The 23,697-nt window shown below is 38.2% G+C and carries 20 protein-coding genes; all 20 read left to right on the top strand.

Annotated elements, in window-relative coordinates; translation table 11 throughout:
• Nucleotides 1-43: 43 nt before the first annotated feature.
• The 20 genes from BK585_RS12490 (at nt 44) to BK585_RS12400 (ending at nt 23,639) form a co-directional block, all read left to right on the top strand.
• Nucleotides 44-445 (top strand): Rrf2 family transcriptional regulator, encoded by a 402-nt coding sequence (locus BK585_RS12490; protein ID WP_078553740.1) that lies wholly within the window; start codon nt 44-46, stop codon nt 443-445.
• 31 nt (nt 446-476) lie between these two features.
• Nucleotides 477-1,385: an NAD(P)/FAD-dependent oxidoreductase gene (locus tag BK585_RS12485; protein ID WP_078553739.1), complete on the top strand. Its 909-nt coding sequence runs from the start codon at nt 477-479 to the stop codon at nt 1,383-1,385.
• 23 nt (nt 1,386-1,408) lie between these two features.
• Nucleotides 1,409-1,984: a class I SAM-dependent methyltransferase gene (locus tag BK585_RS12480; protein WP_078553738.1), complete on the top strand. Its 576-nt coding sequence runs from the start codon at nt 1,409-1,411 to the stop codon at nt 1,982-1,984.
• A gap of 151 nt (nt 1,985-2,135) precedes the next feature.
• Nucleotides 2,136-3,326 carry a S8 family peptidase gene (locus BK585_RS12475; protein WP_078553737.1) on the top strand — a complete coding sequence of 397 codons (1,191 nt, stop codon included), beginning with the start codon at nt 2,136-2,138 and terminating at the stop codon, nt 3,324-3,326.
• Nucleotides 3,327-3,594: 268 nt separating this feature from the next.
• Nucleotides 3,595-3,720, top strand: a complete 126-nt coding sequence (locus BK585_RS24615) for a hypothetical protein (RefSeq protein WP_281248905.1) — start codon at nt 3,595-3,597, stop codon at nt 3,718-3,720.
• 13 nt (nt 3,721-3,733) lie between these two features.
• A complete protein-coding gene (locus BK585_RS12470; RefSeq protein ID WP_078553736.1) occupies nt 3,734-5,506 on the top strand; it encodes an AAA domain-containing protein in 1,773 nt (590 codons plus the stop codon).
• A 251-nt stretch (nt 5,507-5,757) separates the two neighbouring features.
• Complete coding sequence (locus tag BK585_RS12465; RefSeq protein WP_245805827.1) at nt 5,758-6,753, top strand: serine hydrolase domain-containing protein; 996 nt, start codon at nt 5,758-5,760, stop codon at nt 6,751-6,753.
• 373 nt (nt 6,754-7,126) lie between these two features.
• Entirely contained in the window at nt 7,127-8,404 is a 1,278-nt protein-coding gene (locus tag BK585_RS12460; protein ID WP_078556794.1) for an MFS transporter, read from the top strand.
• 412 nt (nt 8,405-8,816) lie between these two features.
• Complete coding sequence (locus tag BK585_RS12455) at nt 8,817-11,036, top strand: RNA degradosome polyphosphate kinase (RefSeq protein WP_281248904.1); 2,220 nt, start codon at nt 8,817-8,819, stop codon at nt 11,034-11,036.
• 416 nt (nt 11,037-11,452) lie between these two features.
• The gene (locus BK585_RS12450) at nt 11,453-12,514 is read left to right on the top strand and encodes a DUF4352 domain-containing protein (RefSeq protein WP_139367552.1); all 1,062 of its coding nucleotides are present in this window, start codon (nt 11,453-11,455) and stop codon (nt 12,512-12,514) included.
• A gap of 267 nt (nt 12,515-12,781) precedes the next feature.
• Nucleotides 12,782-13,048 carry a phosphocarrier protein HPr gene (locus BK585_RS12445; RefSeq protein ID WP_078553734.1) on the top strand — a complete coding sequence of 89 codons (267 nt, stop codon included), beginning with the start codon at nt 12,782-12,784 and terminating at the stop codon, nt 13,046-13,048.
• Entirely contained in the window at nt 13,048-14,796 is a 1,749-nt protein-coding gene (gene ptsP / locus BK585_RS12440; RefSeq protein WP_078553733.1) for a phosphoenolpyruvate--protein phosphotransferase, read from the top strand. Before BK585_RS12445 ends, ptsP begins: the two co-directional genes overlap by 1 nt.
• A gap of 1 nt (nt 14,797) precedes the next feature.
• Nucleotides 14,798-15,298 (top strand): PTS sugar transporter subunit IIA, encoded by a 501-nt coding sequence (locus BK585_RS12435; protein ID WP_078553732.1) that lies wholly within the window; start codon nt 14,798-14,800, stop codon nt 15,296-15,298.
• A gap of 33 nt (nt 15,299-15,331) precedes the next feature.
• The gene (locus BK585_RS12430) at nt 15,332-16,156 is read left to right on the top strand and encodes a PRD domain-containing protein (protein ID WP_078553731.1); all 825 of its coding nucleotides are present in this window, start codon (nt 15,332-15,334) and stop codon (nt 16,154-16,156) included.
• A gap of 16 nt (nt 16,157-16,172) precedes the next feature.
• Nucleotides 16,173-17,549 carry a sucrose-specific PTS transporter subunit IIBC gene (locus BK585_RS12425; protein ID WP_078553730.1) on the top strand — a complete coding sequence of 459 codons (1,377 nt, stop codon included), beginning with the start codon at nt 16,173-16,175 and terminating at the stop codon, nt 17,547-17,549.
• Between the two features lie 69 nt (nt 17,550-17,618).
• Complete coding sequence (locus BK585_RS12420; RefSeq protein WP_078553729.1) at nt 17,619-19,058, top strand: glycoside hydrolase family 32 protein; 1,440 nt, start codon at nt 17,619-17,621, stop codon at nt 19,056-19,058.
• Nucleotides 19,059-19,232: 174 nt separating this feature from the next.
• A complete protein-coding gene (locus tag BK585_RS12415) occupies nt 19,233-21,224 on the top strand; it encodes a LysM peptidoglycan-binding domain-containing protein (RefSeq protein ID WP_078553728.1) in 1,992 nt (663 codons plus the stop codon).
• 178 nt (nt 21,225-21,402) lie between these two features.
• The gene (locus tag BK585_RS12410; RefSeq protein ID WP_078553727.1) at nt 21,403-21,720 is read left to right on the top strand and encodes an ArsR/SmtB family transcription factor; all 318 of its coding nucleotides are present in this window, start codon (nt 21,403-21,405) and stop codon (nt 21,718-21,720) included.
• 71 nt (nt 21,721-21,791) lie between these two features.
• Nucleotides 21,792-22,655: a permease gene (locus tag BK585_RS12405; RefSeq protein WP_078553726.1), complete on the top strand. Its 864-nt coding sequence runs from the start codon at nt 21,792-21,794 to the stop codon at nt 22,653-22,655.
• A 258-nt stretch (nt 22,656-22,913) separates the two neighbouring features.
• Nucleotides 22,914-23,639, top strand: a complete 726-nt coding sequence (locus BK585_RS12400) for a hypothetical protein (protein WP_078553725.1) — start codon at nt 22,914-22,916, stop codon at nt 23,637-23,639.
• Nucleotides 23,640-23,697 lie beyond the last annotated feature (58 nt).

Here is a 23,697-nt window from a genome sequence, read left to right as displayed (position 1 = left end):
TATTAAGAGTCTTTAATGTCTTTTAACTGTAAGGAGGTTATGTATGAAGTATTCAAACGCGACAAACTACGCTCTGCATACGATGGTCCATTTAATGCTACAGCCTGGGGGGAGCTCAGTGGGAGTGCAGGAATTAGCCGAAATGCAGCATCTTTCCCCAACGTATCTTTCTAAGGTTTTAACCAAACTTACGAAAGCGGGTTTGATTGAATCGACACCTGGAGCGAAGGGAGGCTATAAAATCTCCAGAACAAAACATGAAATATCCTTTTTGGATGTTATTCATGCGATTGAAGGAGAGACTAGCATATTTGACTGCTCCATTCATCATCATGGCTGTTTAATTGAGAACGTCATGAGACAGGCAGAGGAAAATATGAAAAAAGAACTGGCATCAAAGCTTCTGATTCATATTGCTGAAGAGGCAAAATCAAAACAGAAATAAGTAAATTTAAATTAGTGAGGGGGTGAACAAGATGATTTTAGACTGTGCAGTGATTGGCGGAGGACCGGCTGGATTAAATGCTGCTTTAGTACTTGGAAGATCAAGACGCAACACGGTCCTGTTTGATGACAACAAACCGAGAAATGCGGTGACTTCTGAGTCCCACGGGTTTATCACAAGGGATGGTATACATCCGCAAGAGTTCAGAAGGATTGCCCATGAAGAATTGAGTAGGTACCCGGACGTGAGCATTGAAAAGCAACGGGTGCATCGTATAGATAAAGAAAAAAACTTGTTTCAAGTAGAGACAGAAAATGGGGAAGTTTACAGCGCGAAAAAGATTATACTGGCCACCGGATTTAAGGAAGTCCTTCCAGATATTCCACGCGTGAAAGAGTTCTATGGCAAGAGCCTGTTTAGCTGTCCTTTCTGTGATGGTTGGGAATTAAGAGATCGGCCGCTGGCAGTGATCGCTGAAGATTATAAGGCGTTTCATATGGCGAAAGTGGCGTCCAACTGGACCAATGATTTAATAATTTTTACTAACGGCAATAAAATCTTTTCGCTCGAAGAACAAGAATTATTCAAAAACAATGACATCAGAATTAACGAAAAGAAGATTTCCTCACTCATTGGCAAAGAGGGGATGCTGGAGAAAATCCAGCTTGAAGATGGAACTTCAGTGCTACGTGAGGGAGGGTTTGTCACTGCGGAATGGAAACAGGCAGCTTCTTTTGATTCTCTTGGCTATACATTAAATGAGCTGGGGGGGATCACAACTGACAGCTGGCAACGCACGAACACAGAAGGGGTGTATGCTTGCGGTGATACGCGAATTATCGGTCTTTCCCAGTTAATTATTGCGGCAGGGGAAGGTAGTATGGCTGCCATGTCTGTGAATGCAGCACTGATAGAAGAAAAATTTAGTCAGGAAAAATAGCCGTTACAAAAAGGAGGGTTTAAATGATGCACCACTCGCACGCAAAGCATAGTAAAGGAAAAGTATCGTACTTGGAAAGTCCCGAACGAAGAAATGAATTCTCTCCAGAACAACTATTGAACATGATTCCTTTAAAAGAAACTGACAACCTATTGGACTTTGGCGCCGGAACTGGTTATTTTTCCATTCCTGCGGCAAAAAGGATTAAGGGCAACGTCTACGCACTAGATATCGACGGTGCCATGATTGAAATAATAAATGAGAAAGCTTTGGAGGAACAAGTGACAAATATCGTCCCAGTGCATGGTAGTATGGAGGCACTTCCTTTTGCAGAAGATTCTATCGATATCATTATTGCTTCTTTGGTCCTGCATGAAATTCAGCCTCTCGCGCCGCTATTACAGCAAATGAAACAGGTACTGAAAAAAGAAGGTTATCTCATTTGCCTTGAACTTGAACCAAAGATAAGTCCCGGGAAAGTACCTAGAATTACCTTGGAAGGTATGGAACTTGAAATGAACAAAGCAGGATTTAAAGTAACGGAGAAATTCTTTCCAACAGAATCTCTATACATGCTCGTTACGCAGAAGGCAGAGTAAGAAATTATTATTTTTCTCAATTGTAGATATTAGATATCTATAAAGTATTTAATTAGTTCTTCATAAATTTAAAAGAATTGGTACAGCTACCGCTTCCTTCCTTGTCTAACTTGAATATTATAGTTTGTAATTCTGGAGGTGGTGCTCTACTATGAAACAACTCATCGTTTGTTTTAAACCTAGGACAAAAAGATCAAGGTGTTTGAAGATACACAAGGAAATAAAGGGAAAACTTTTGAAAGAAATTAAAGAAATAGGGATACATGTTGTAACAGTTTCTCCTAGTGAGTGGTCAACATGTCTTTCAAAATATGCCTCTTCACCTGACGTTATGTTTGTGGAAGAAGACCATATTATACATGTGGACCCCATACCAAATACGGAAGATTCCTCATTATTATTAATTAACGTTGAGACGGTCACAAACGACCCCTTATATGAAAGACAATGGGGGCTTGCAAATGTTAACGCACAAGGAGCATGGGAGCTGGCCCGTGTTTCGCCAATGTCAGCAAGGATTGCTATACTTGATACCGGTGTAAATCGGATGCATCCGGATTTGAGGGGTAAGGTCATCCATGATGCCAACTTTTCAGACTCATCAACAGCTGATGATGGAAATGGTCATGGAACACATGTGGCTGGCATCGCAGCAGCTGTAACCAACAATAGAAATGGAATTGCTGGGATGAGTTACAACTCCGCTGGAATTATGAATATTAAAGTGATGGAAGACTCTGGAAGTGGGTCGACTAGCAACATTGCTCAGGGTATCATATATGCAGCAAATCAAGGAGCACACGTCATTAATCTAAGTATTGGCTCTCCAATAGGGAATGAAACACTGAGAAATGCCGTAAATTATGCCTATCAACACGGAGCTCTGGTAGTGGGTGCAGCAGGAAATAATTCTACTACGAATGAGAATTATCCTGCCGCATATCAACAAGTAATTGCTGTTGCTGCTTTAGATCGAAGCAATCAGCTAGCGTCATTTTCCAACCATGGAACCTGGGTCGACGTAGCGGCGCCTGGCGAAGAAATACTTTCAACTTATCCTGAGACAAAATCAGAAACAGGCTATAGGGTTGCATCAGGAACGTCACAAGCAACACCTTTTATAAGTGGACTTGCAGGGTTAATAAAGGCAACAAATCCAACGCTAACGAATAGACAGATTAGGTCCATCATCCTGCGAGCGACAGACCGATCTCTATCTGGAGTACGGTATGGAAGGATTGATGCACGCAGAGCGGTTCAGCTAGCCCAGAATTCAACAGGGAGTGAACTACAACAAGCCAGTAACATTCCTTCTGTGTGGTTGAACCCATTCGTTAATTGATTTGTTATAGTGAGTAATCAAAATTATATTGGTTTGAATCAAAACGCTTGGGAATCTATTTTTCAAGCGTTTTAAGCGTAGATAGAGGAATGATTCGTGTGGTACCAGGCACCACCCGAATACGCTTTAATCCCTACCTTTTTTTCGACAATTCTTTTGCTCTTCTCTTAACAATTTTGCTAATATTAGGTATAGATAAAGTGAAAACCTACTAAACTAATAAATAATAAATACATGTCTGGATTGTTATAGAGGAAGAGGGAAAACCATGAAGGCCAAATTAATTCATATGCGTGACAAGTTGAATGATATTAGTAAACGAAATCGTTCGATTCGTTTGTTAAAGTTGTATAACAAGTGGAGTTTTGATGTAACGGATACATCAAGACATTGATGACCTTAAGCAAATGGATGCTTATCTAGACAGAAGCTCTTCTTTAACAAAAAGTGTAATTGGCAAACTTACAGAGAAGTCGTTAAATCAAGGCTTGCCTTTACCAAAAGCGTGGGTTGAGCTTGTCCGAAATTCTACTTATGTGCATTGGATTGACCAGGTGGAAAAGAAACATCCCGAAGTACAAAAGATTTCAACGAACGAATTCAACCGGATTCGTGAGGCGTTTGCGGAGGGAATTGATACGAAAAGACAGGTTGCCAAAAAATACTTGAGTCATGAGTTAGCTGAAGCGGCAATTCAATTGAAAGAAACGAAAGGACGAAAATTAAAAGAACTTAACCATCAGGTGACAAAAAAACGAAGAGTATGGCCACTGCGAAAATTAATAGAGGAATTTTCTCATGATGGCTTGTTGGATGTTCTTCCAGTTTGGTTGACTTCTCCTGAAACCGTTTCTTCCATTTTTCCGCTAGACGAAGGATTATTTGATTTGGTTATCTTTGATGAAGCATCTCAGTGTACGGTAGAAAGTAGTGTTCCTGCAATTTATCGAGCAAAACAAGTGATTGTGGCTGGTGATGAAAAGCAGCTGCCTCCATTTAATATGTTTCAAAGTTCAGTGGTGGATGAGGACGAAGACGGAGACTATGATATCGATGATTCTCAAAGTTTGTTAAACCTTGCGAAGAGAAGATTCCCAGAAAAGATATTGCAATGGCATTATCGTTCCAAATATGAGGATCTTATCAATTTTTCAAATCATGCCTTTTATCAAGGACAAGTACAAATTGCACCTAATGTTTATCCACAGAAAAATCCGCCTGCGATGATATGGAAAAAAGTCGATGGTCTTTGGGTTAATCAAAGTAATGAAATCGAAGCCATAACCGTTGTGGACGAAATCAAACAGTTCCTAATCCAACAACCCGATAAAACACTTGGGGTCATTACCTTTAATGCCAAGCAACAAGATAAGATACTCGATATGATAGATAAAAAAGTCCAAGAGGATGAGGAGTTTAAAGCTCTGTATAATCAAGTGATGAGCAGAGAATTAGACGAACGAATTTTTGTGAAAAACATTGAAAATGTTCAAGGGGATGAGCGAGATTTCATCTTGTTTTCGATTGGCTATGCCAAGAATGAAGAAGGACGCATCTACAATCGTTTTGGAATGTTAAATCAACAAGGTGGGGAAAATCGGTTAAATGTTGCGGTCACACGTGCGAAGGAAGGTATCATCGTCATCTCAAGTGTGGAGCCAGAGGAACTGAATGTGTCGAGTACAGCTCATATTGGGCCACGTCTGTTACGGTCATATTTAAAATATGTAAGAGCTGTTTCGCAAATGAGCCAAGAGCAGATGAAAGCTGTTATAAATGAAGTGAAAGAAAACACAAATACCCAAGCTCAGCAAACAGAGCTAGTATTTGATTCTCCTTTTGAAGAACAAGTGCATAAACAACTGACACAGCTAGGCTATAAAGTCGATACACAAGTCGGGATGTCAGGGTATCGAATAGACCTGGCGATTATTCACCCGAATGACCCACAACGGTACATTCTTGGAGTCGAGTGTGATGGGGCGATGTACCATAGTTCAAAAAATGCAAAGGAACGAGACGTGTATCGCCAGCGCTTCCTAGAAAATCGGGGATGGACGATTGAAAGAATCTGGAGTCGAAACTGGTGGAGAAATTCTTCAACAGAAATAGAGAGAATTCATCAGAAAGTGAAAGCGATGGTACAAGAAGAGGAAGCAAGGATCGCAGTGAATAAGTAAACGTTCAAGTTAAAGTTCTATAATTATAGAGGTCAGGTCGTTTTTTACATTTTCGTCCTGACCTCATTTTTTTGTGTGTAAAGCAAAGGAAATAAATGTTAATATATAGAATAACAACTATTGTTAAATAGATTTAAAGGAGGCGCTATCAATGGAAAAGCTAGGACATATTAACGGGGTTCAATTCATTTAAGGGAAAACGTATATTTACCCCAGCATCCTACGTAATCCCTAAACAGGAGGGCATTATATTGGATAAGTTTCTACAAGGTATAACAGAACAGTATCATTTGGATAAAGATTTGATGGAGAAATTTAACAGGTCTATAGAAAAATCTAAAATTAAGAGTTGTTTGGTTTTAAAAGAAGGCACACTTATATATCAATACTACAAAAACAATAAAATTCAAACTAATTTACAACGAATCAATTCATGTACCAAAAGCATTATATCTATATTAATAGGAATTACACTTGATAAAGGTTATATCTCGTCTATCGATGTAACCATGGAGCATTTCTTCCCTGATATTGTTGCTAAACAAATGGACTTTCGAAAGAAGAATATTACCATTAGACAGCTCTTGACAATGAGCGTTGGACTTGACTGGCCAGAGTTTGGGGAATGGAACTACATGCCACCTATGTTCCATCGTGATTTAGTTGATTTTGTGTTTGACAGAGAACTCATTGAAGAACCAGGATTAAGCATGAATTATAATTCAGGATGTTCTCATGTGCTTTCAGCCGTATTAACAAAAGCAACAGGGATGAAAACATCAGCTTTTGCCGAGGAATATTTATTTAAGCCAATAGGTATTGACGGCAATTATCTCTGGTTTGAAGATGCTAAAGGTATCAGTTACGGGTCGGATGGCCTCCGTTTACATCCATCTAGTTTAGCTAAAATTGGCCAACTCTATTTACAGGAGGGGATGTGGAACGGAAAGCAAATTGTATCTTCAGAGTGGGTGCGATCCTCTACAGAACCTCAACTGTTAACGTATGAATATATTGGTTATTATGCTTCGCATTGGTGGGTGGCTAAAGTTAACCCTAATGACATGGATTTTTCGATAAACAACAGAATGATATTTGCGATGGGAGTAAATGGTCAGTTTATTATTATTATTCCTAGATTCCAAACTGTTATTGTGTTTACAAGCACATTGGACAATACCGATACCATTAAACCTTTGGATTTTGTACGGGACTATTTAGTCAAATCGATGCTAATGAATGAGTAATGTTTCTAATCTTACATGAAATAATTATTTCCATTCCATTAAAAGATATAACCAAATAATAACAAAGAGTAAAAAAGCAATCCTGCAACACGGTAGGCACTGAAAAAGTACAATTTTTCAGTGCCTTTAATTATATCGCCATCGCTTCACTCGCTGCATGCCTTCTACGATAAAAACACTCTTAACAGGCGATATAAAACGCAACGGTTACGCACACTGCTAAGAGGACGCTTTTTTGTTTAGGAGTCAAACCTATTTCCAAAGTATCATGGACTTATCGATAAAAAACAAATAAACTATGATATAAGTTTGGGAGAATGTATCAGTGAGATGTGCCTTCTCATCGGATGGAATAATGGGAGGTGTAATGGGAATGAGTAGTAAAGTGGATGATGAGTTTGAGAGATATATAGATTCTCCGGGAAAACAACAACAGTTATTTAAGCGTACGTTACTTATCGTGAGTATTTCACAAATTTTTGGTGGGGCCGGTCTTGCAGCAGGAATTACGGTTGGTGCTCTGCTGGCCAGAGACATGTTTGGAACTGATGCGTATGGGGGATTACCGATTGCTTTATTTACCGTAGGGTCTGCAGGGGCAGCCTTTTTGGTAGGGCGACTGTCGCAACGGTTTGGACGCAGGACAGGGCTAGTGGCTGGATTTATTGCCGGAGGCCTAGGAGCAAGTGGTATTGTATTAGCAGCAATTACTAACAATATCTTTTTGTTGCTAGCTTCTTTATTCATTTATGGGGCAGGTATGTCTTCGAATTTACAGGCTCGGTATGCTGGTACGGATTTAGCGAACAGCAAACAAAGAGGAACGGCTGTGAGTGTTGCGCTTGTGTCGACAACGTTTGGTGCTGTGGCAGGTCCTTTTTCAGTCGATATATTAGGAGGGTTTGCGCTATCGATTGGCATTCCAGCACTAGCAGGTCCTTTTCTTTTAGCCGCTGTTGCTTTTTTCTTAGCGGGTGTGATTCTTTACGTTTTTCTTCGCCCGGATCCTTTCATCCTAGCTAAAAGAATTCAAGCTTACAATATAGAACACAAAACATCTAGTACATCGCTAGAATCTATAGATTTAACTAAAACTAAACGAGGGATTGCCGTTGGAGCGACGATTATGATACTCACGCAAATGGTGATGATTGCAATTATGACGATGACTCCTTTGCATATGGAGCATCACGGACATGGCTTACATGAAATTGGTATTGTGATTGGATGCCATCTTGGTGCGATGTATCTTCCCTCACTTGTGACTGGAATCCTTGTTGATAAAGTGGGACGAACGGTTATGGCGATAGCGTCAGGGGCGACATTGCTTCTTGCAGGAATAGTGGCAGCTCTCGCACCAGGAGATTCATTTTTAGTGTTACTTCTAGCGCTATGTTTACTAGGATTAGGCTGGAACTTTGGATTAATCAGTGGAACTGCCTTGATTATTGATTCAACAGAACCAGAAACGCGAGCAAAAACCCAAGGAACCGTTGATGTGCTATATGCGTTAGCTGGTGCATCTGGAGGAGCGATGTCAGGGATGGTTGTGGCCGGTTCGAGTTTTGCTACACTATCTCTTGCCGGTGGGTTGTTGTCGTTACTGCTTATTCCTGTCGTGATATGGTCCCTTAGAGGTAGGAGGGAATAATCGGGTGGTGCCTGGCACCACCCAATTCGCTTTATAATTATTTTTTTCGTATAGCAGGGTTTAACATATTATTTATAGAATATTGTAACAAGAACCATTTATAGGGAAATGTGTTTTTGAATAAACAATTACTAAAACGAAGGCCTATAAAGAGGAAACTATGGATTATAGAGACAAGATTATATACAAAAGGCTATTTTCTTTGGACGGTTCCAAATTGAGTAAAACCGTCTTTAGTCTACATCTTGTGCGGTTACTTACTTGAAGTAATCGCTTTTTAATTTCACTGAATACGAATGTGTTACCTTCCTTCACTATATTTACAAAAGATTTACATTTGATTTACAGTCTTTTCATAATCTTATGGTATTTTTAATATAAAGTGACAAATAATTGAAGGAGGTGTAGGCTAGTGTCAATTGTTGTAGATAGTAAAGCTACTAAGCTAGACAATCCTTGCTTTTACAATAATAGAGAATTAAGCTGGTTAGATTTTAATCATAGAGTACTAGAAGAGGCAGAGGACTCACGTAATTCCTTAGTAGAGAGGTTGAAGTTCCTATCTATTTTTAGTTCGAATTTAGACGAGTTTTTTATGGTTCGCGTAGCGGGACTTAAAGACCAAGTGAAAGCTGGATTTAATAAGCCAGAAAACAAAGCAGGCCTCACACCTAAAGAACAATTAGGAGCAATTTGTGAAAGAACACATGGACTTGTCGAACAACAAGACCAATTGTTTTTAGAAACCATTTCTCCATTGTTAGCAAGTGAACAGATAAAGATGACTTCAATAAATGATTTATCTTTAACGGGTCGTTCCTATGTTGAGGCATTTTTTAATGAACAAGTATTTCACGTCTTAACTCCAATGGCTATCGATGCGTATCGTCCATTTCCAAAGTTATTAAATAAATCGTTAAATTTTGCGATTGTTTTAGAAGAAAACTCTAAGGATAGAAAAAAGGTTCTTCCATTACATGGACATTTAGTGATTGTTCAAATCCCTTCTGTGTTAGACCGCTTTGTTGAAGTGCCTACTAGAGGCGCGAGGGTGTTTGTTCTCTTAGAAGAAGTGATTTCAACGTTCATTCATAAGTTATTTACAGGGTATCAGGTGAAATCTCTTACTCTCTTTCGAATTACGCGCAATGCGGATTTAACGATTCATGAAGACGAGGCTGAAGATTTACTAGAAGAAATTGTAGAGGAATTGAAAAAAAGGAAGTGGGGAGCGGCTGTAAGGCTGGAAGTTTCTCACCATTATAGCGACCAGGATGTCATCAATTTTTTACTGGACGAGCTTGAAATGGATGAGAGCGATGTGTATCAAGTAAAATCGCCATTAGACGTAACATTTCTATCTTCGTTCTGTGATAGTATCATAACAACTCATGAACATCTTGGCTCTCAATCCTATATACCTCAACCACCGCAGGATTTGCGTGGAGAAGGAGACATTTTTGAAAAAATTGCGAAACAAGATATTTTACTTCATCATCCCTACGAATCGTTCGAGCCTGTCATTGAATTCATGTCAAAAGCAGCAGTTGATCCAGATGTATTAGCGATTAAACAAACGTTATACCGAGTTAGTGGTAACTCACCTGTGATTAAGAGTCTTAAAAGAGCGGCGGAAAATGGCAAACAAGTAACAGTTCTAGTGGAATTAAAGGCAAGATTTGATGAAGAAAACAATGTCCAATGGGCCAGAGAGCTAGAGAAAGCAGGCTGTCATGTCATTTATGGAATAACTCACTTAAAAACACATAGTAAAATCACTCTTGTCGTTCGACGGGAGAAAGGAAAAATTGTTCGTTATGTCCATTTAGGGACAGGCAATTATAATGATGCTACAGCGAGATTTTATACGGACATGGGCTTACTAACTGCTAATGTTGAAATAGGCCTTGATGCGATTGATTTTTTTAATTACTTAAGTGGATATATGGAAAAGCCAACCTATACTCATCTGTCTGTATCGCCATTTGGGATAAGAGATACGTTCTTTGAGTTAATAGATGAAGAGATACAATATCACCAAAAATGTGGAAACGGTCGTATAATAGCAAAGATGAACTCACTTTCAGATAAAAAAATCATTAAAAAGCTGTATGAGGCATCAATGGCTGGTGTGAAAATTGATTTAATTGTACGTGGCATTTGTTGTCTGCGACCTGGTATCGAAGGAATTAGCGATAATATAACCGTTCGAAGCATTGTCGGAACGTTTTTAGAGCATACAAGAATCTTTTATTTTAATCACAATGGAAATAAGAAAGTGTTTTTATCATCAGCGGATTGGATGACGCGTAATATGGAAAACCGTATTGAAATTCTCTTTCCAATATTACAAGAAAACTTACGAACACGTATTTTGGATGGATTACATGTGATGTTAGAAGATAACTGCAAAGCTCGAATGCAAAACGAGAGTGGAAAATACCATTATGTAACAAGGATTGATGGCGAGGAAGAGGTCAATAGTCAACGTATCCTTTGCCAAGAAGCTAGCCGAACCAGTTATGTTCATACAAAGATTTCAAAACCTAAAAAAACGGTCATGAGCATCATAGCAAAATGGTGGAACACATATAAGGTAAAACTAAGAGGCGTATACAACTCTAATTTATAGAAGGACTGTGAAAGTGCTTTCAAGGGGGGGAAGAAACCTTGAGGGAGGCCACTGAAAAAGGACAAACCAACTTTTTCAGTGGCCTTTGATTATGGTTGCAATGGCTCCACCAGTTGCCCGCCTGCTACGAGAAACCCACTCGTAGCAGGCTTTTAAAATATGCAACAGTTACGCACATTGCTTCGAGGGTACTGTAAAAGTTAAAAGCCGAACTTTTTCAGTGCCCTTACCTTGAGGCACTTTTTTGTGGGTAAAGATAACATTTTTGGTAGAAAAGTAGCAGATGTAATTATTGATTTTCATTCTTTAGTAGGAAGGTTTGAGTCCTGCAAAACACGAATTTTATAAAGTTCCTATTCTACTACTGACAAAACACGTAACACAATATATTAGATATATGAAGGAGGGGGTAAAAGTTGCTAATGCGCGAAAAAATAAAAGATGTAGTGTATTCCATTTCAAGAAATACGGTAAGCTTATCCGAGTTAGAGTTAGATTGTTTAGTAGACATTCTAACGAGCAGGGATAATCTTATCACTGCATTTTTAGGTACGTTTCGAGACAGAAAAGGTTTGTTTATCATTACGAATCTTCAAGTGATTTATATTTCAAGACCAAGTAATATGAAAGATTTTGTTTGTTTATACTATCCTTATTCTTCATTTGTAAGTCTGTATAAATATGATACCGGTGAAAGTATAGATAGTTGGTTGATTGAAGTAATAATGAAGGATGGAACTTTATTTGAAATTAACCGGCTTTCCGAGGAGAGAGCGAATAATTTTTATCAGATGTTTATAGAAATGTCTGGTGTACAGCCGATAGGTAAGCAAAATAAAGGTTGTCTCGTGAAACCATTGAAAATCATTGGTGGTAGCGCTTTTGTATTACTGTTATTTTTCTTTATTGTCGGAGTATTGGTAGATGACACGGAAGAGGACGGTAGGAACGAAACACCTGTTTCGGTTGAAATTGATGATAGTGAACCAAGTCAACCAGACCCTTCACCAAAACAAACGACGGTGAACAAAAGCATATCCGAAGAAGAGTCTGTGGAACTTGATGGTGTCATGTTGTTTCAATTGGAAGAATACTTTTATACGGACAATCTTACTCCGCCAAATGGTGATTTTGCTTGGTATCTAAATGAAGATGAGCTTTTTACATATTTAGTTGTGATAGCAACCGTAAAAAATATATCCAATGAAGACCTAAATTTGGCCTATGAGAATCCATTACAAGTGACACTTACGTTAGATGAGGTATACGATTACTATCCGTTTGTCGATGTTTTATCGGAAGATGGGAGCGAATTTTCCTATTCTTTAGAACTTGCACCAAATGATATTTCAACTGCTTATTATAGCTTTCGTGTCCCTCGTAAGAGTGAAAATTCGGACCAAAGCTTGGTCTTAGATTTCGAAAAATTAAATGAAGACTATACGGCAGATTACATTACGAGCATCCAATTGCGTTAATGGACACCGTTTTATAACAGTTTTTTCATTAGGATTGTGAGCTTTTTAGTTGCAATTCTAGTTGAATATGATACGATAATTATATAATATTACTAACAAAATGTTTCACGTGTTACTGATTCGATCAGGCATGAGTGAATTCGATGGATAGCGACACAACAGTGTGTTCTGTTGTAGGCTTCCATGGATTACTCATGCCTTTTTTGTGTATCAGTTTAGGACCGGAAACAAATACTTTAAGTGAAAAATATGAGGAGTGTGGTTACGATGGCAGAAAAAACATTTAAAATCATTAGCGATTCTGGGTTACATGCAAGACCAGCTACATTATTAGTGCAGGCAGCGGGGCAATTTCAATCAACAATAGAGATTGAATTTAAATCTAAAAAGGTTAATTTAAAATCAATTATGGGCGTTATGGCGTTAGGAATTCCTCAAGATGCTGAGATAAAAGTAACCGCAGAAGGACCAGATGCAGAGGAAGCCTTAGCTAAAATAGAAGATGTTATGAAACAAGAAGGACTGGGCGAATAATGGGAATTAAAGAATCAGTAATTGTGAATGGAATTGGTGCTTCCACTGGCATTGCTATGGGGAAAGTATTTCGTTTAGAGAACATAACCATTGATGTTGAAAAAAGAGATGTTTCTGATGTTGAAAAAGAAGTAGGTCGCTTTGATTCAGCCCTTATCACTTCGCGAGAGGAACTCACTAGCATTCGAGACCATGCTCAAAAGGAGCTTGGCGAAGATAAAGCTGTGATTTTTTCGGCGCACTTACTAGTATTAAACGACCCGGAATTGATTGAACCGATCAAAAGTAAAATTCGCGAAGACAAGGTAAATGCTGAGTTTGCTGTAAATGAAATCGCTTCAATGTTTATTACGATGTTTGAACAAATGGATAATGAATACATGAAAGAACGAGCAGCGGATATCCGTGATGTAATTCAACGTGTTCTATCACATTTAGTAGGTGTGAAAATACCAAATCCACGAGAAATATCTGAAGAAGTAGTCATTGTTGCTACAGACTTAACACCTTCTGATACAGCTCAGTTAGATAGAAATTTTGTGAAAGGGTTCATCACAAACATAGGAGGTCGTACGTCTCATTCGGCTATCATGGCACGTTCTATGGAGATTCCGGCGATTGTTGGCACGAACAGTATCATGGAGAAGGCGACTAATGAAGACTTTCTTATTATTGATGGTATAGCTGGTGAAGCGATAATTAATCCTTCTCAATCGACAATAACAGAATATGAGGCGAAGAAACAAGCGTTCGAGGAACAAAAAAAAGAGTGGGCTAAGCTAGTAAATGAGAAAACAATCACAGCGGACGGACACCATGTTGAATTGGCTGCGAATATCGGAACACCAAATGATGTAAGCGGTGTTTTATCAAACGGAGGAGAAGGTGTAGGACTCTATCGTACCGAATTTTTATATATGGGGCGTACTGAGCTTCCTACAGAAGAAGAACAATTTACATCTTATAAAATCGTATTAGAAAAAATGCAAGGAAAACCCGTTGTCGTCAGGACGTTAGATATTGGAGGAGATAAAGAACTTCCTTACCTTCACTTACCAGAAGAGTTAAATCCATTTTTAGGGTTTAGAGCCATTCGTCTTTGTTTAGAGCAACAGGATATTTTCCGTACTCAACTTCGAGCACTGCTTCGTGCAAGTGTGTATGGAAACTTGAAAATCATGTTTCCAATGATCGCAACAGTAGGTGAGTTTAGACAAGCGAAAGCGATCCTACTTGAAGAAAAGGATAAACTTCTTTCTGAAGGACATGACGTGAAAGAAGATATTGAAATCGGAATTATGGTTGAAATTCCATCTACTGCGATTCTTGCAGATGTGTTTGCCAAAGAAGTTGATTTCTTTAGTATCGGAACAAATGATTTAATACAATACACAATGGCAGCCGACCGGATGAATGAAAAAGTATCCTATTTATATCAACCTTATAACCCTGCTATCCTACGATTAGTAGACCTTGTCATTAAGGCAGCGCATAAAGAGAATAAATGGGCTGGGATGTGTGGTGAAATGGCTGGTGATGAAACAGCAATCCCACTTTTAGTAGGATTAGGTCTTGATGAATTCAGTATGAGTGCATCTAGTATTTTACCGGCAAGGTCACAATTGAGACAATTATCTAAAGCAGAAACTACGACCCTTGCTCAAAAGGCTTTAACGTTATCAACGGCGGAGGAAGTTGTGGCCCTGGTTCAAGAAATGATTACATCTAAGAATCAAAGGGGGAAGTAAGATGCTAGGAAAATTATTTGGGAAAAAGCTGGCAGAAGTAAAAGAAACGATTGTTGCTCCACTTACAGGTGAAGTAAAAGAACTAGAAGAAGTGCCTGACCCCGTCTTTTCACAAAAGATGATGGGTGATGGATTCGCGATTGTACCTAGTGAAGGATTCGTAGTATCACCTGTTGAAGGAAAAATCATTCAGTTTTTTCATACAAAACATGCGGTAGGAATACAGTCAAAAACGGGATTAGAAATTTTAATTCATGTCGGCCTTGAAACGGTATCAATGAATGGTGAAGGCTTTACAGCTCATGTGAAAGAAGGAGATAAAGTCCGTGTCGGTGATACGTTGATAACGTTCGATTTAGATCTTATTAGCAAAAAAGCTAAAAGTACTATTACACCAGTTGTTATTACAAATAGTGATTCAGTTGAAAGCATTGAAAGAGAAACAGAATCTCAGGCTGAAAAGGGGAAGACTGCGCTTCTTCAGACCGAGATGAAGGCATAAAAGTTAAGTGCCCTCTTTGAAGGAGTGGAAGGCGTGAAAATTAAGAAAGTATTAAATAATAATACGGTTATCGTTGTTGATGGGAAAATTGAAAAAATCGCAATGGGTGCTGGCGTTGGGTTTAACAAACGTAAAGGGGATTCAATTCCGGCTGTACAAATTGAAAAAGTATTTGTGATGGCAGAGGAAAAGGAGCGTTTTCAAGAACTACTGCAGACGTTGCCCCTTTCTCATATTGATGTTGCAGAAGAAATTATTAGCTATGCTGAACGTATGCTAGGTGTTCCGTTGAATAGTCATATTCATATCGCTTTAACGGATCATTTATCATTTGCGATTGAACGAATTGAAAAAGGTTTCGTCGTTGAAAATAAATTAATTAATGAAATCAAAGCTCTATATCCAAAGGAATATCAAATTGGTGTGTGGGCAAAGTCATTGATTCAGGAAAAGCTAGGTGTCCTCATTCCAGAAGATGAAATAGGGCACATAGCTCTTCATATCCATACTGCAAAAGAACCGTTGAATTCAATGCAAACTACCGTTAGACAGGCAACTATTTTAAAAGAAATCATTGAAATCATTGAGAAACGTTTTCAGAAAACCATTAATCACGATAGCATTGCATATCAACGCTTAACTTCCCATGTTCGTTTTGCACTTCAAGTAAAAGAGGCACACCATGCTCATGATATGGACGATGACATGTTTGAATTAATTAAGAAAAAGTATGAACAAGCCTATGCCTGTTCAGTAACGATAAAAGAGTATTTACAGAATGAATATGGAGTCGTGTTTCCGGAATCGGAGCTCGCTTATATCACATTACATATTCAAAGTATTTATCGCGAATTATAGTTGGGAGATTGACATCATGACACATGCAGAAATTGCGAAAAAGTTAGTTGAATTCCTTGGGGGAAAAGAAAACGTATTAAGTGCCACCCATTGTGCCACAAGGCTACGATTGGTCATAGAGGATGAAACAAAAATAAAAAAAGAAGAGATAGAAAAACTCGATGAAGTAAAAGGCGCGTTTTCTACTTCTGGGCAGTTTCAAGTTATTTTTGGGACTGGAACGGTTAATAAAGTATATGCTGAGTTTTCTAAAGAAGTTGGCTTGACAAGTATGGATACTACTAAGCATAGTGAAGCTGCAAAAAAGAAGATGAATCCAATTGCACGCTTTGCGAGAACGTTATCTAATATATTTGTTCCAATCATTCCAGCCATTGTGGCAAGTGGTTTATTAATGGGTTTACTTGGGATGTTAAATGCATTTAATATTGTAGGCTCAGATAGTGCTCTTTTTATCCTGTTAGATATGTTTTCAAGTGCAGCATTTATCATTCTACCTATCTTAATAGGAATAAGTGCATCAAAAGAATTTGGTGGAAATCCTTATTTAGGAGCTGTTATTGGTGGGATTATGACCCATCCCGCTCTATTAAATCCATGGGGTCTAGGACAAGCTGAACCGGAGTATCTAGATTTCATAGGATTACCGGTTGCATTAATCGGTTATCAAGGAACCGTTATTCCGATTTTATTAGCGATTTATATTATGAGTTTTATCGAGAAAAGGTTACGTAAGGTCGTACCAAATGCAATCGATTTATTAGTCACGCCTTTTGTAACGATCATTCTCACAGGTTTCATTGCCATTTTAGCGATTGGACCACTAGGGTTATTTTTTGGAGACTTGTTAACAACGATATTAAATTTTGTCTATAATTACGGTGGATTTATAGCTGGTATTCTTTTTGGTGGTACGTATTCACTTATCGTCATTACGGGCGTGCATCACTCTTTCCATGCGATTGAAGCAGGACTAATATCAGCGATTGGTATTAATTATCTTTTACCAATATGGTCAATGGCCAATGTTGCTCAGGGTGGAGCTGGTTTAGCTGTATTCTTTAAAGCGAGAAGAACAAAAACGAAAGAAGTAGCTTTACCATCATCGCTTTCTGCCTTTTTAGGAATTACTGAACCCGTCATTTTTGGGGTTAACCTAAAGTATCGTAAGCCGTTTATTGCGGCTCTTATCGGTGGAGCTGTAGGTGGAGGATATGTGGTCTTCATGAATGTAGCAGCAAATGCTTTTGGTTTAACAGGGATTCCAATGTTAGCGATTGTAGCCCCACTAGGCGTTTCGAATATCGTCCATTACTTAATTGGTTTTGTGTTGGCACTAGTGACTGCATTTGTATTAACCCTGATCTTAGGCTTTAAAGAAGAAACGGAGTAAAAAAGGAGAGAAATCAGGTGAGGTTATGAACCTGGTTTTTTCTTTTAGAATAAAGGAACGGTGAAACCAATGTCAGACTCAATAATTGAACGAGCGTATGAGGAAGTAAACAGGCATAAACAAACAGTGGAGCGTGATTACCATCGTCTTCATTATCACTTGATGCCTCCTGTTGGATTACTAAATGACCCAAATGGGTTTATTCAGTGGAACGGAACGTATCACTTATTTTATCAGTGGATGCCATTTAAAACAGGACATGGTGCTAAGTTTTGGGGCCATTATAGTTCTACTGACTTAGTGTATTGGAGTAGTGAGCCTATTGCATTGGCACCTACCGATTGGTTTGATAAAAATGGATGTTACTCTGGGAGTGCGGTCGTCGATGACGGAAGAATGAAGCTTTTTTATACGGGAAATGTAAAAGATGAGCAAGGAAATCGTGAAACATATCAATGTATGGCAGAGTCTTTAGATGGTGTTTCGTTTGAGAAAAAAGGGGTAGTTATCACTTTGCCTGAAGGCTACACGGCTCATTTTAGAGATCCAAAAGTATGGAAGCATGAGTTGGATTGGTATATGGTCATTGGCGCCCAAAGTAAAGATTTACAAGGGAAAGCGGTCCTTTTTAAATCAGAAGACTTAAAAGCATGGACTCATCTTGGAGTGATTGCAGGTTCACAAGAAAATAACGTAGGTAATTTTGGGTACATGTGGGAGTGTCCAGATGTTTTTGAGTTAGATGGAAAAGAAATCTTGCTTGTGTCTCCCCAAGGATTAGCGCCAATAGGGATGCAGTTTCAAAATAAGTATCAAACCGGTTATTTTGTGGGGTCACTAGATTATGAGTCTGCCACATTTACGCATGGTGCTTTTCAGGAATTAGACCGCGGTTTTGAGTTTTATGCGCCCCAAACGACTTTAGATGAAAAAGGTCGAAGAATCATGTTTGGCTGGATGGGAGTTCCTGAACAAGGAGAAGAAGCTCATCCTACAATTAAGCATAAGTGGATCCATAGTATGACTCTTCCTCGTGAACTACATCTAGTAGATGGGAAAATCATTCAACAACCGGTTGAAGAATTAAAAATGATGAGAAAAAATGAAGTAAAATACATGTCTGTTGTATTTGATAAAAGAGAAATGGAGTTAAAGGACATACATGGAGAAAGTGTAGAACTTGAACTCACCATAAAAGATAATCCTTTTCAAACCTTTGCTGTCTCATTTCGAAACAATGTCACTTTTAAGTATGACCGTCACAGTCAAATAGCTACATTGGAGCGTGTAAGCTTTGTCACGGGTGACATTGAAAAAAGACAATGCTCATTAATTACGCTTGAACATATTTCTTTCTTTGTAGATTCATCATCAATTGAAATCTTTATTAATGGTGGACAAGAAGTTTTTTCAGCAAGAATGTTCCCAGAGGAAGCAGACAAATCAATTGTTTTTCATGGTAATGGGGACGTAATAGCCGATATTACAAAATGGGAAATTAGACCATAATCTGTAGTGTTCCAACACTGGTAAAGTCATAGCAACTTTGCCAGTTTGTTAGTAAAAGACGGCTTTGCCGTTTTTTTTATAATCCTAAAAACTTTTACATATACATCAATGCTTTAACTAATATCCATACTAGTGATAGACAGATGTTATTCAATCGTTAAAGGAGTGTCTATCATGAATTTACATAAATTCGAAATCCAACCATTGAATCAGCAAAAAAACGAATATGCATTAGTGTTGTTTCTTGATGAACAACTAACGGAATTTGCGAATGAACTTGGTACAAAACCACGTTCACAACAGAGTGTACGAACGATTGCCTCAAAAATATTGAAAGAAAAGTACCCGACACTTAAAGTTACCGTTATTAAAGTGGTTATGGGTGGAGTACTTGTGACGTCGCTTCCATTAGTGGCGAATGCACAATCCGCAAATGCTCAGTCTCCAACCACAACTACTCAAACTTCAGAGTCGTCTAACATCCATTATCGTGTAGTGTCCGGTGATACACTCTGGTCGATTTCAAGAACGTTTAACACAACGGTTGACCATATTAAACGGGCGAATCATTTAACGTCCGATACATTACATGTAAATCAAAGACTAGTGATCCCAAGGACATTTCATACGGTTGTTTCTGGTGAAACTCTTTCTGGACTGGCAAGGAATTATCAGACAACGTCTGTTGCGATTAGAGAAGCCAATCAACTCACAAATGATACTATCCGTGTTGGTCAATCTTTACTAATTCCTATTATCATGAATGTAGCGCAACCAACGTTTTCACCAACGAATAATTCAGAAAACACAACATCGAAAATACAAATTATAGATACCGTTTATACTGTTATAGCTGGCGATAGTCTTTCTGTGATTGCCAAAAGATATGGAACAACAACCGAAGCCATTCGATCAGCGAACGGATTAGTGTCCGATGTGTTGCAAATTGGTCAACGATTAGTCATTCCTAATGCAAATACAACATTAACACCAAGCACACAAACACAAACAAATTTATCAAGTCCAGGAACCTCTTATTCAGTTGTTTCAGGCGATACTTTGTGGTCACTTGCCCAACGCTTTCAAACAACGGTTGAAGCAATTCGAAAAGCGAATCAGTTAACCTCAGATACATTACACATTGGGCAAAGATTATCAATCCCTGGTACATCCATAAACGGTCCTGCGCCAACTAGTACACTAACTCATATGGTTGTTTCAGGAGAAAGTCTGTGGTCGATTGCTTCAAAATATATAACAACCGTTGATGCTATACGTCTAGCCAATCACCTACGTTCAGATACGTTACAGATTGGTCAGACGTTAACGATTCCTTCTACAACACCAACTTCAAGTGTTGTTCAACCAACGCCTTCACCAACACAGGTAAAAGAAGAAAGAACAACTTTTATGTATACTGTTCGTTCGGGGGACAATCTATCTGTAATTGCTCAGCGGTTTGGGGTGACAGTAGATGCAATCCGAACAGCGAACAGCCTTCGAACAGATACGTTACAGATTGGACAGGTATTGACAATCCCAAATGGAATTAATGCTTCTACACAGATCGGCAGTAATTCGGTAACACATATTACACATACGGTTGTGTCTGGTGATACGATTTGGGATTTAAGTGTACGTTACGGAATTCCACAAACGGAACTAATGAGAGTAAATCATTTAACATCGACAAGTCGATTAACTATTGGTCAAAAATTGACTGTTCCCGTTCATCAAATAGCGGTTAAACCAGTAGTGAGTGCAAGACACGGGGAATTATTAGATTGGTGGACAGAAGCTCAATATGTATTTCCGATTGGTAAAGTAGCAACCGTTATTGATTTCGAAACGGGTCAACGATTTCAAATCAAACGAACGATAGGAGCGAACCATGCAGATTCGGAAACATTAACAGTGGCTGACTCAAACATAGCCAGATCCATTTGGGGTGGATTTTCTTGGACGCCTCGAGCGGTCATCATTGAAGTTGATGGAAGAAGGTTAGCTGCATCGATGAGCTTTATGCCTCACGATGTTCAGTTCATTACGAATAACGGTATTACCGGACATTTTGATGTTTATTTTTCAAACAGCACAAGACATGTTGATGGCAGGGCAGATTCAGCACATCAACTTCAGATTGAACGTGCGGCAGGGTTGCGATAGAACTACTACATCAAAGGCGACGAAGAGTGCGTGCATAGTAAAATGTAAGAGCCTCCCCTTTGTCGCCTTATGTTACATCTCGTAACATCAAATATTTTTGATGTTATCTATTGCTATTTCATAATTATGGTAGTAAACTAAGGATAAATCAAATAAATTTGATGTAAGGAGAATGATTATGGAATTAAACATCCCATTACACGAAACTTCTCAAGATTTTTCATTATACGAAAAGCGTTTTAAAGCACTTGCTGACCAAAAACGATTACACCTTTTATCATACCTATGTAAGCAAGGGGCGACATGCGTATGTGATTTATCAGAAGTATTAGACCTACCACAATCAAAATTGTCTTATCACCTGAAAATTTTATTAGATGCCGATATCATTCTCAAAGAAAAAAGAGGGACATGGAATTATTATTATATCAATTCCGATGTGATTGACCATTTGCTCTCTGAACAGCTCTGTTGTATATTTCGCCCTGCAAAATAAACTGCGGGGCAATATTTTCGCATATTACATCAAATATTTTTGATGTACAAAAATTGAAAGAAGGGTTACATATGGTGGAAACAATTCGTAGTTTTATAGAAATTGTTGTAAAGTTAACGTTTTTATTCGTTGGAATATCGTTTTTACTTCATATCTTACAAAGCTCTATTCCTTATGAAAAAATTGAAAAAAAGTTGAAACAATCATCTCCCCTTATTGGTGGTCTGATTGCCTTGTTTTTTGCGTTCATTACCCCCTTTTGTTCGTGTTCTACTATTCCAATTATCGTTAACTTGTTGAAGAATCAAATAAGGTTTGGTGTTGTTATGGTATTTTTGTTTGCATCTCCAGTGTTAGACCCAACCATTTTATCAATTATGACAGTTATTATGGGATGGAAGGTAACAATACTTTATCTGGTCATTACAGCCAGCTTAAGTCTTTTCATTGGCTTATTGTTAGAGAAGCTAGGGTTTGAAAAGTCTGTTAAACAAGTGGTGGTGACTGGGTACAATCAAACAAAAAAACAATTTGCTTGGAAAAATGCTTGGCAAGAGACACTTAATTTACTAAAGTCCGTTTATCCATATTTAGTACTAGGTGGAGCGATTGGAGCAGTTATACACGGACTTGTGCCAGCTGAATTTATTAGTGAACATTTTGGAGGAGAAGCCTGGTGGTTGATTCCAGTTGCAGCTATAGTCGGAATTCCTTTATATATTCGCTTGTCTAGTATGATTCCGATTTCACAAGTATTACTTATGAATGGAATGGCGATAGGTCCTGTTATGGCGATGATGATTAGTTCAGCAGGGGCAAGCTTACCGGAACTAGTCCTTTTAAAATCCATATTTAGAAAGTCATTAATTGTAACCTTTGTGTTATCCGTAATTACGATGTCGACGATTTCCGGATTTATCTTTTACTTACTGTAAAATCGTTCATTTGAAAGGGGGGAGTTACTATGTTTAACAAACTGATAAAAGGGATAACAAAGAAAAAACCATCAAGTCAGAAATCTTCATGTTGCAGTGTGGAAATCAAGGAAGTGGAAGAGAAGCAATGTTGTGAAAAATAGTCAGTATGGGAGATGTTTAAAATAGAGGACAGTGGCCCCGCGCATCGAAGTATTTAGTAATGTCTTTGTAAATGGGGAATTCTAAATAAGAAATTGTATAGAGGAGTTTAAAAGTATGTCTTTAGATGCGTTACTAATGGGTATATCCTTTATTTTAATCCACTTGTTTGCAAACAATCTCATTCCTTCTAAACGGATTCACCGCTTAAAATGGTTTTCTTTTTCAGGAGGATTGGCTGTTTCATACGTTTTTGTCTATGTATTACCAACACTACATAAGGAACAAATTTTAGTAAAAAAATATGGCGACTATTTTACAATGGAATCAGAACTATATTTTATTGGCTTGCTAGGTGTTCTGCTATTCTATGGTATCCAGAAAGTCGTTCGTAAAGCACAACTAAATGATAAAACACATAAAGCAAGAACGCTATTTTGGTTGCAAATTTTATTTTTTGGGTTTTATAATATGTTGGTTGCATACACGGTGATCTCGCATAATGTTTTAGGCATTCAAGCTGTATTCTATGGACTTGCGGTTGGCCTTCATTTTGTGGCAGTCGCCCATGATTTATGGAGAGAGTATGCTGATATCTATAACTCTGTAGGTAGATATGTGCTTGCTTTAGGGATTATAGCCGGTTGGATATTAGGTGTAACACTCACCTTATCCCCACTCATGGAATCGATTATTTTTGCTTTTATCGCGGGAGCCATGATTTTAAACGTACTAAAATATGAACTTCCTCCTGATGATGAAGCACACTTTTTAACTTTTTCAATTGGTGTGATTGCATATACGACAATTACGATGTCTTTAAAATTCTTTTTTCAATGGTGAGTTTTATTGAAGTATTTTTAGAAAAAAAAGAGACACTATCCTTGAACATAGTTTGAGG

The organism is Bacillus alkalicellulosilyticus, from assembly GCF_002019795.1.
In the GTDB taxonomy this organism is placed as follows: Bacteria; Bacillota; Bacilli; order Bacillales; family Bacillaceae_F; genus Bacillus_AO; species Bacillus_AO alkalicellulosilyticum.
The sequence above is the reverse complement of the archived record's forward strand: the minus strand, read 5'-3'. Positions and strand labels throughout refer to the sequence as shown.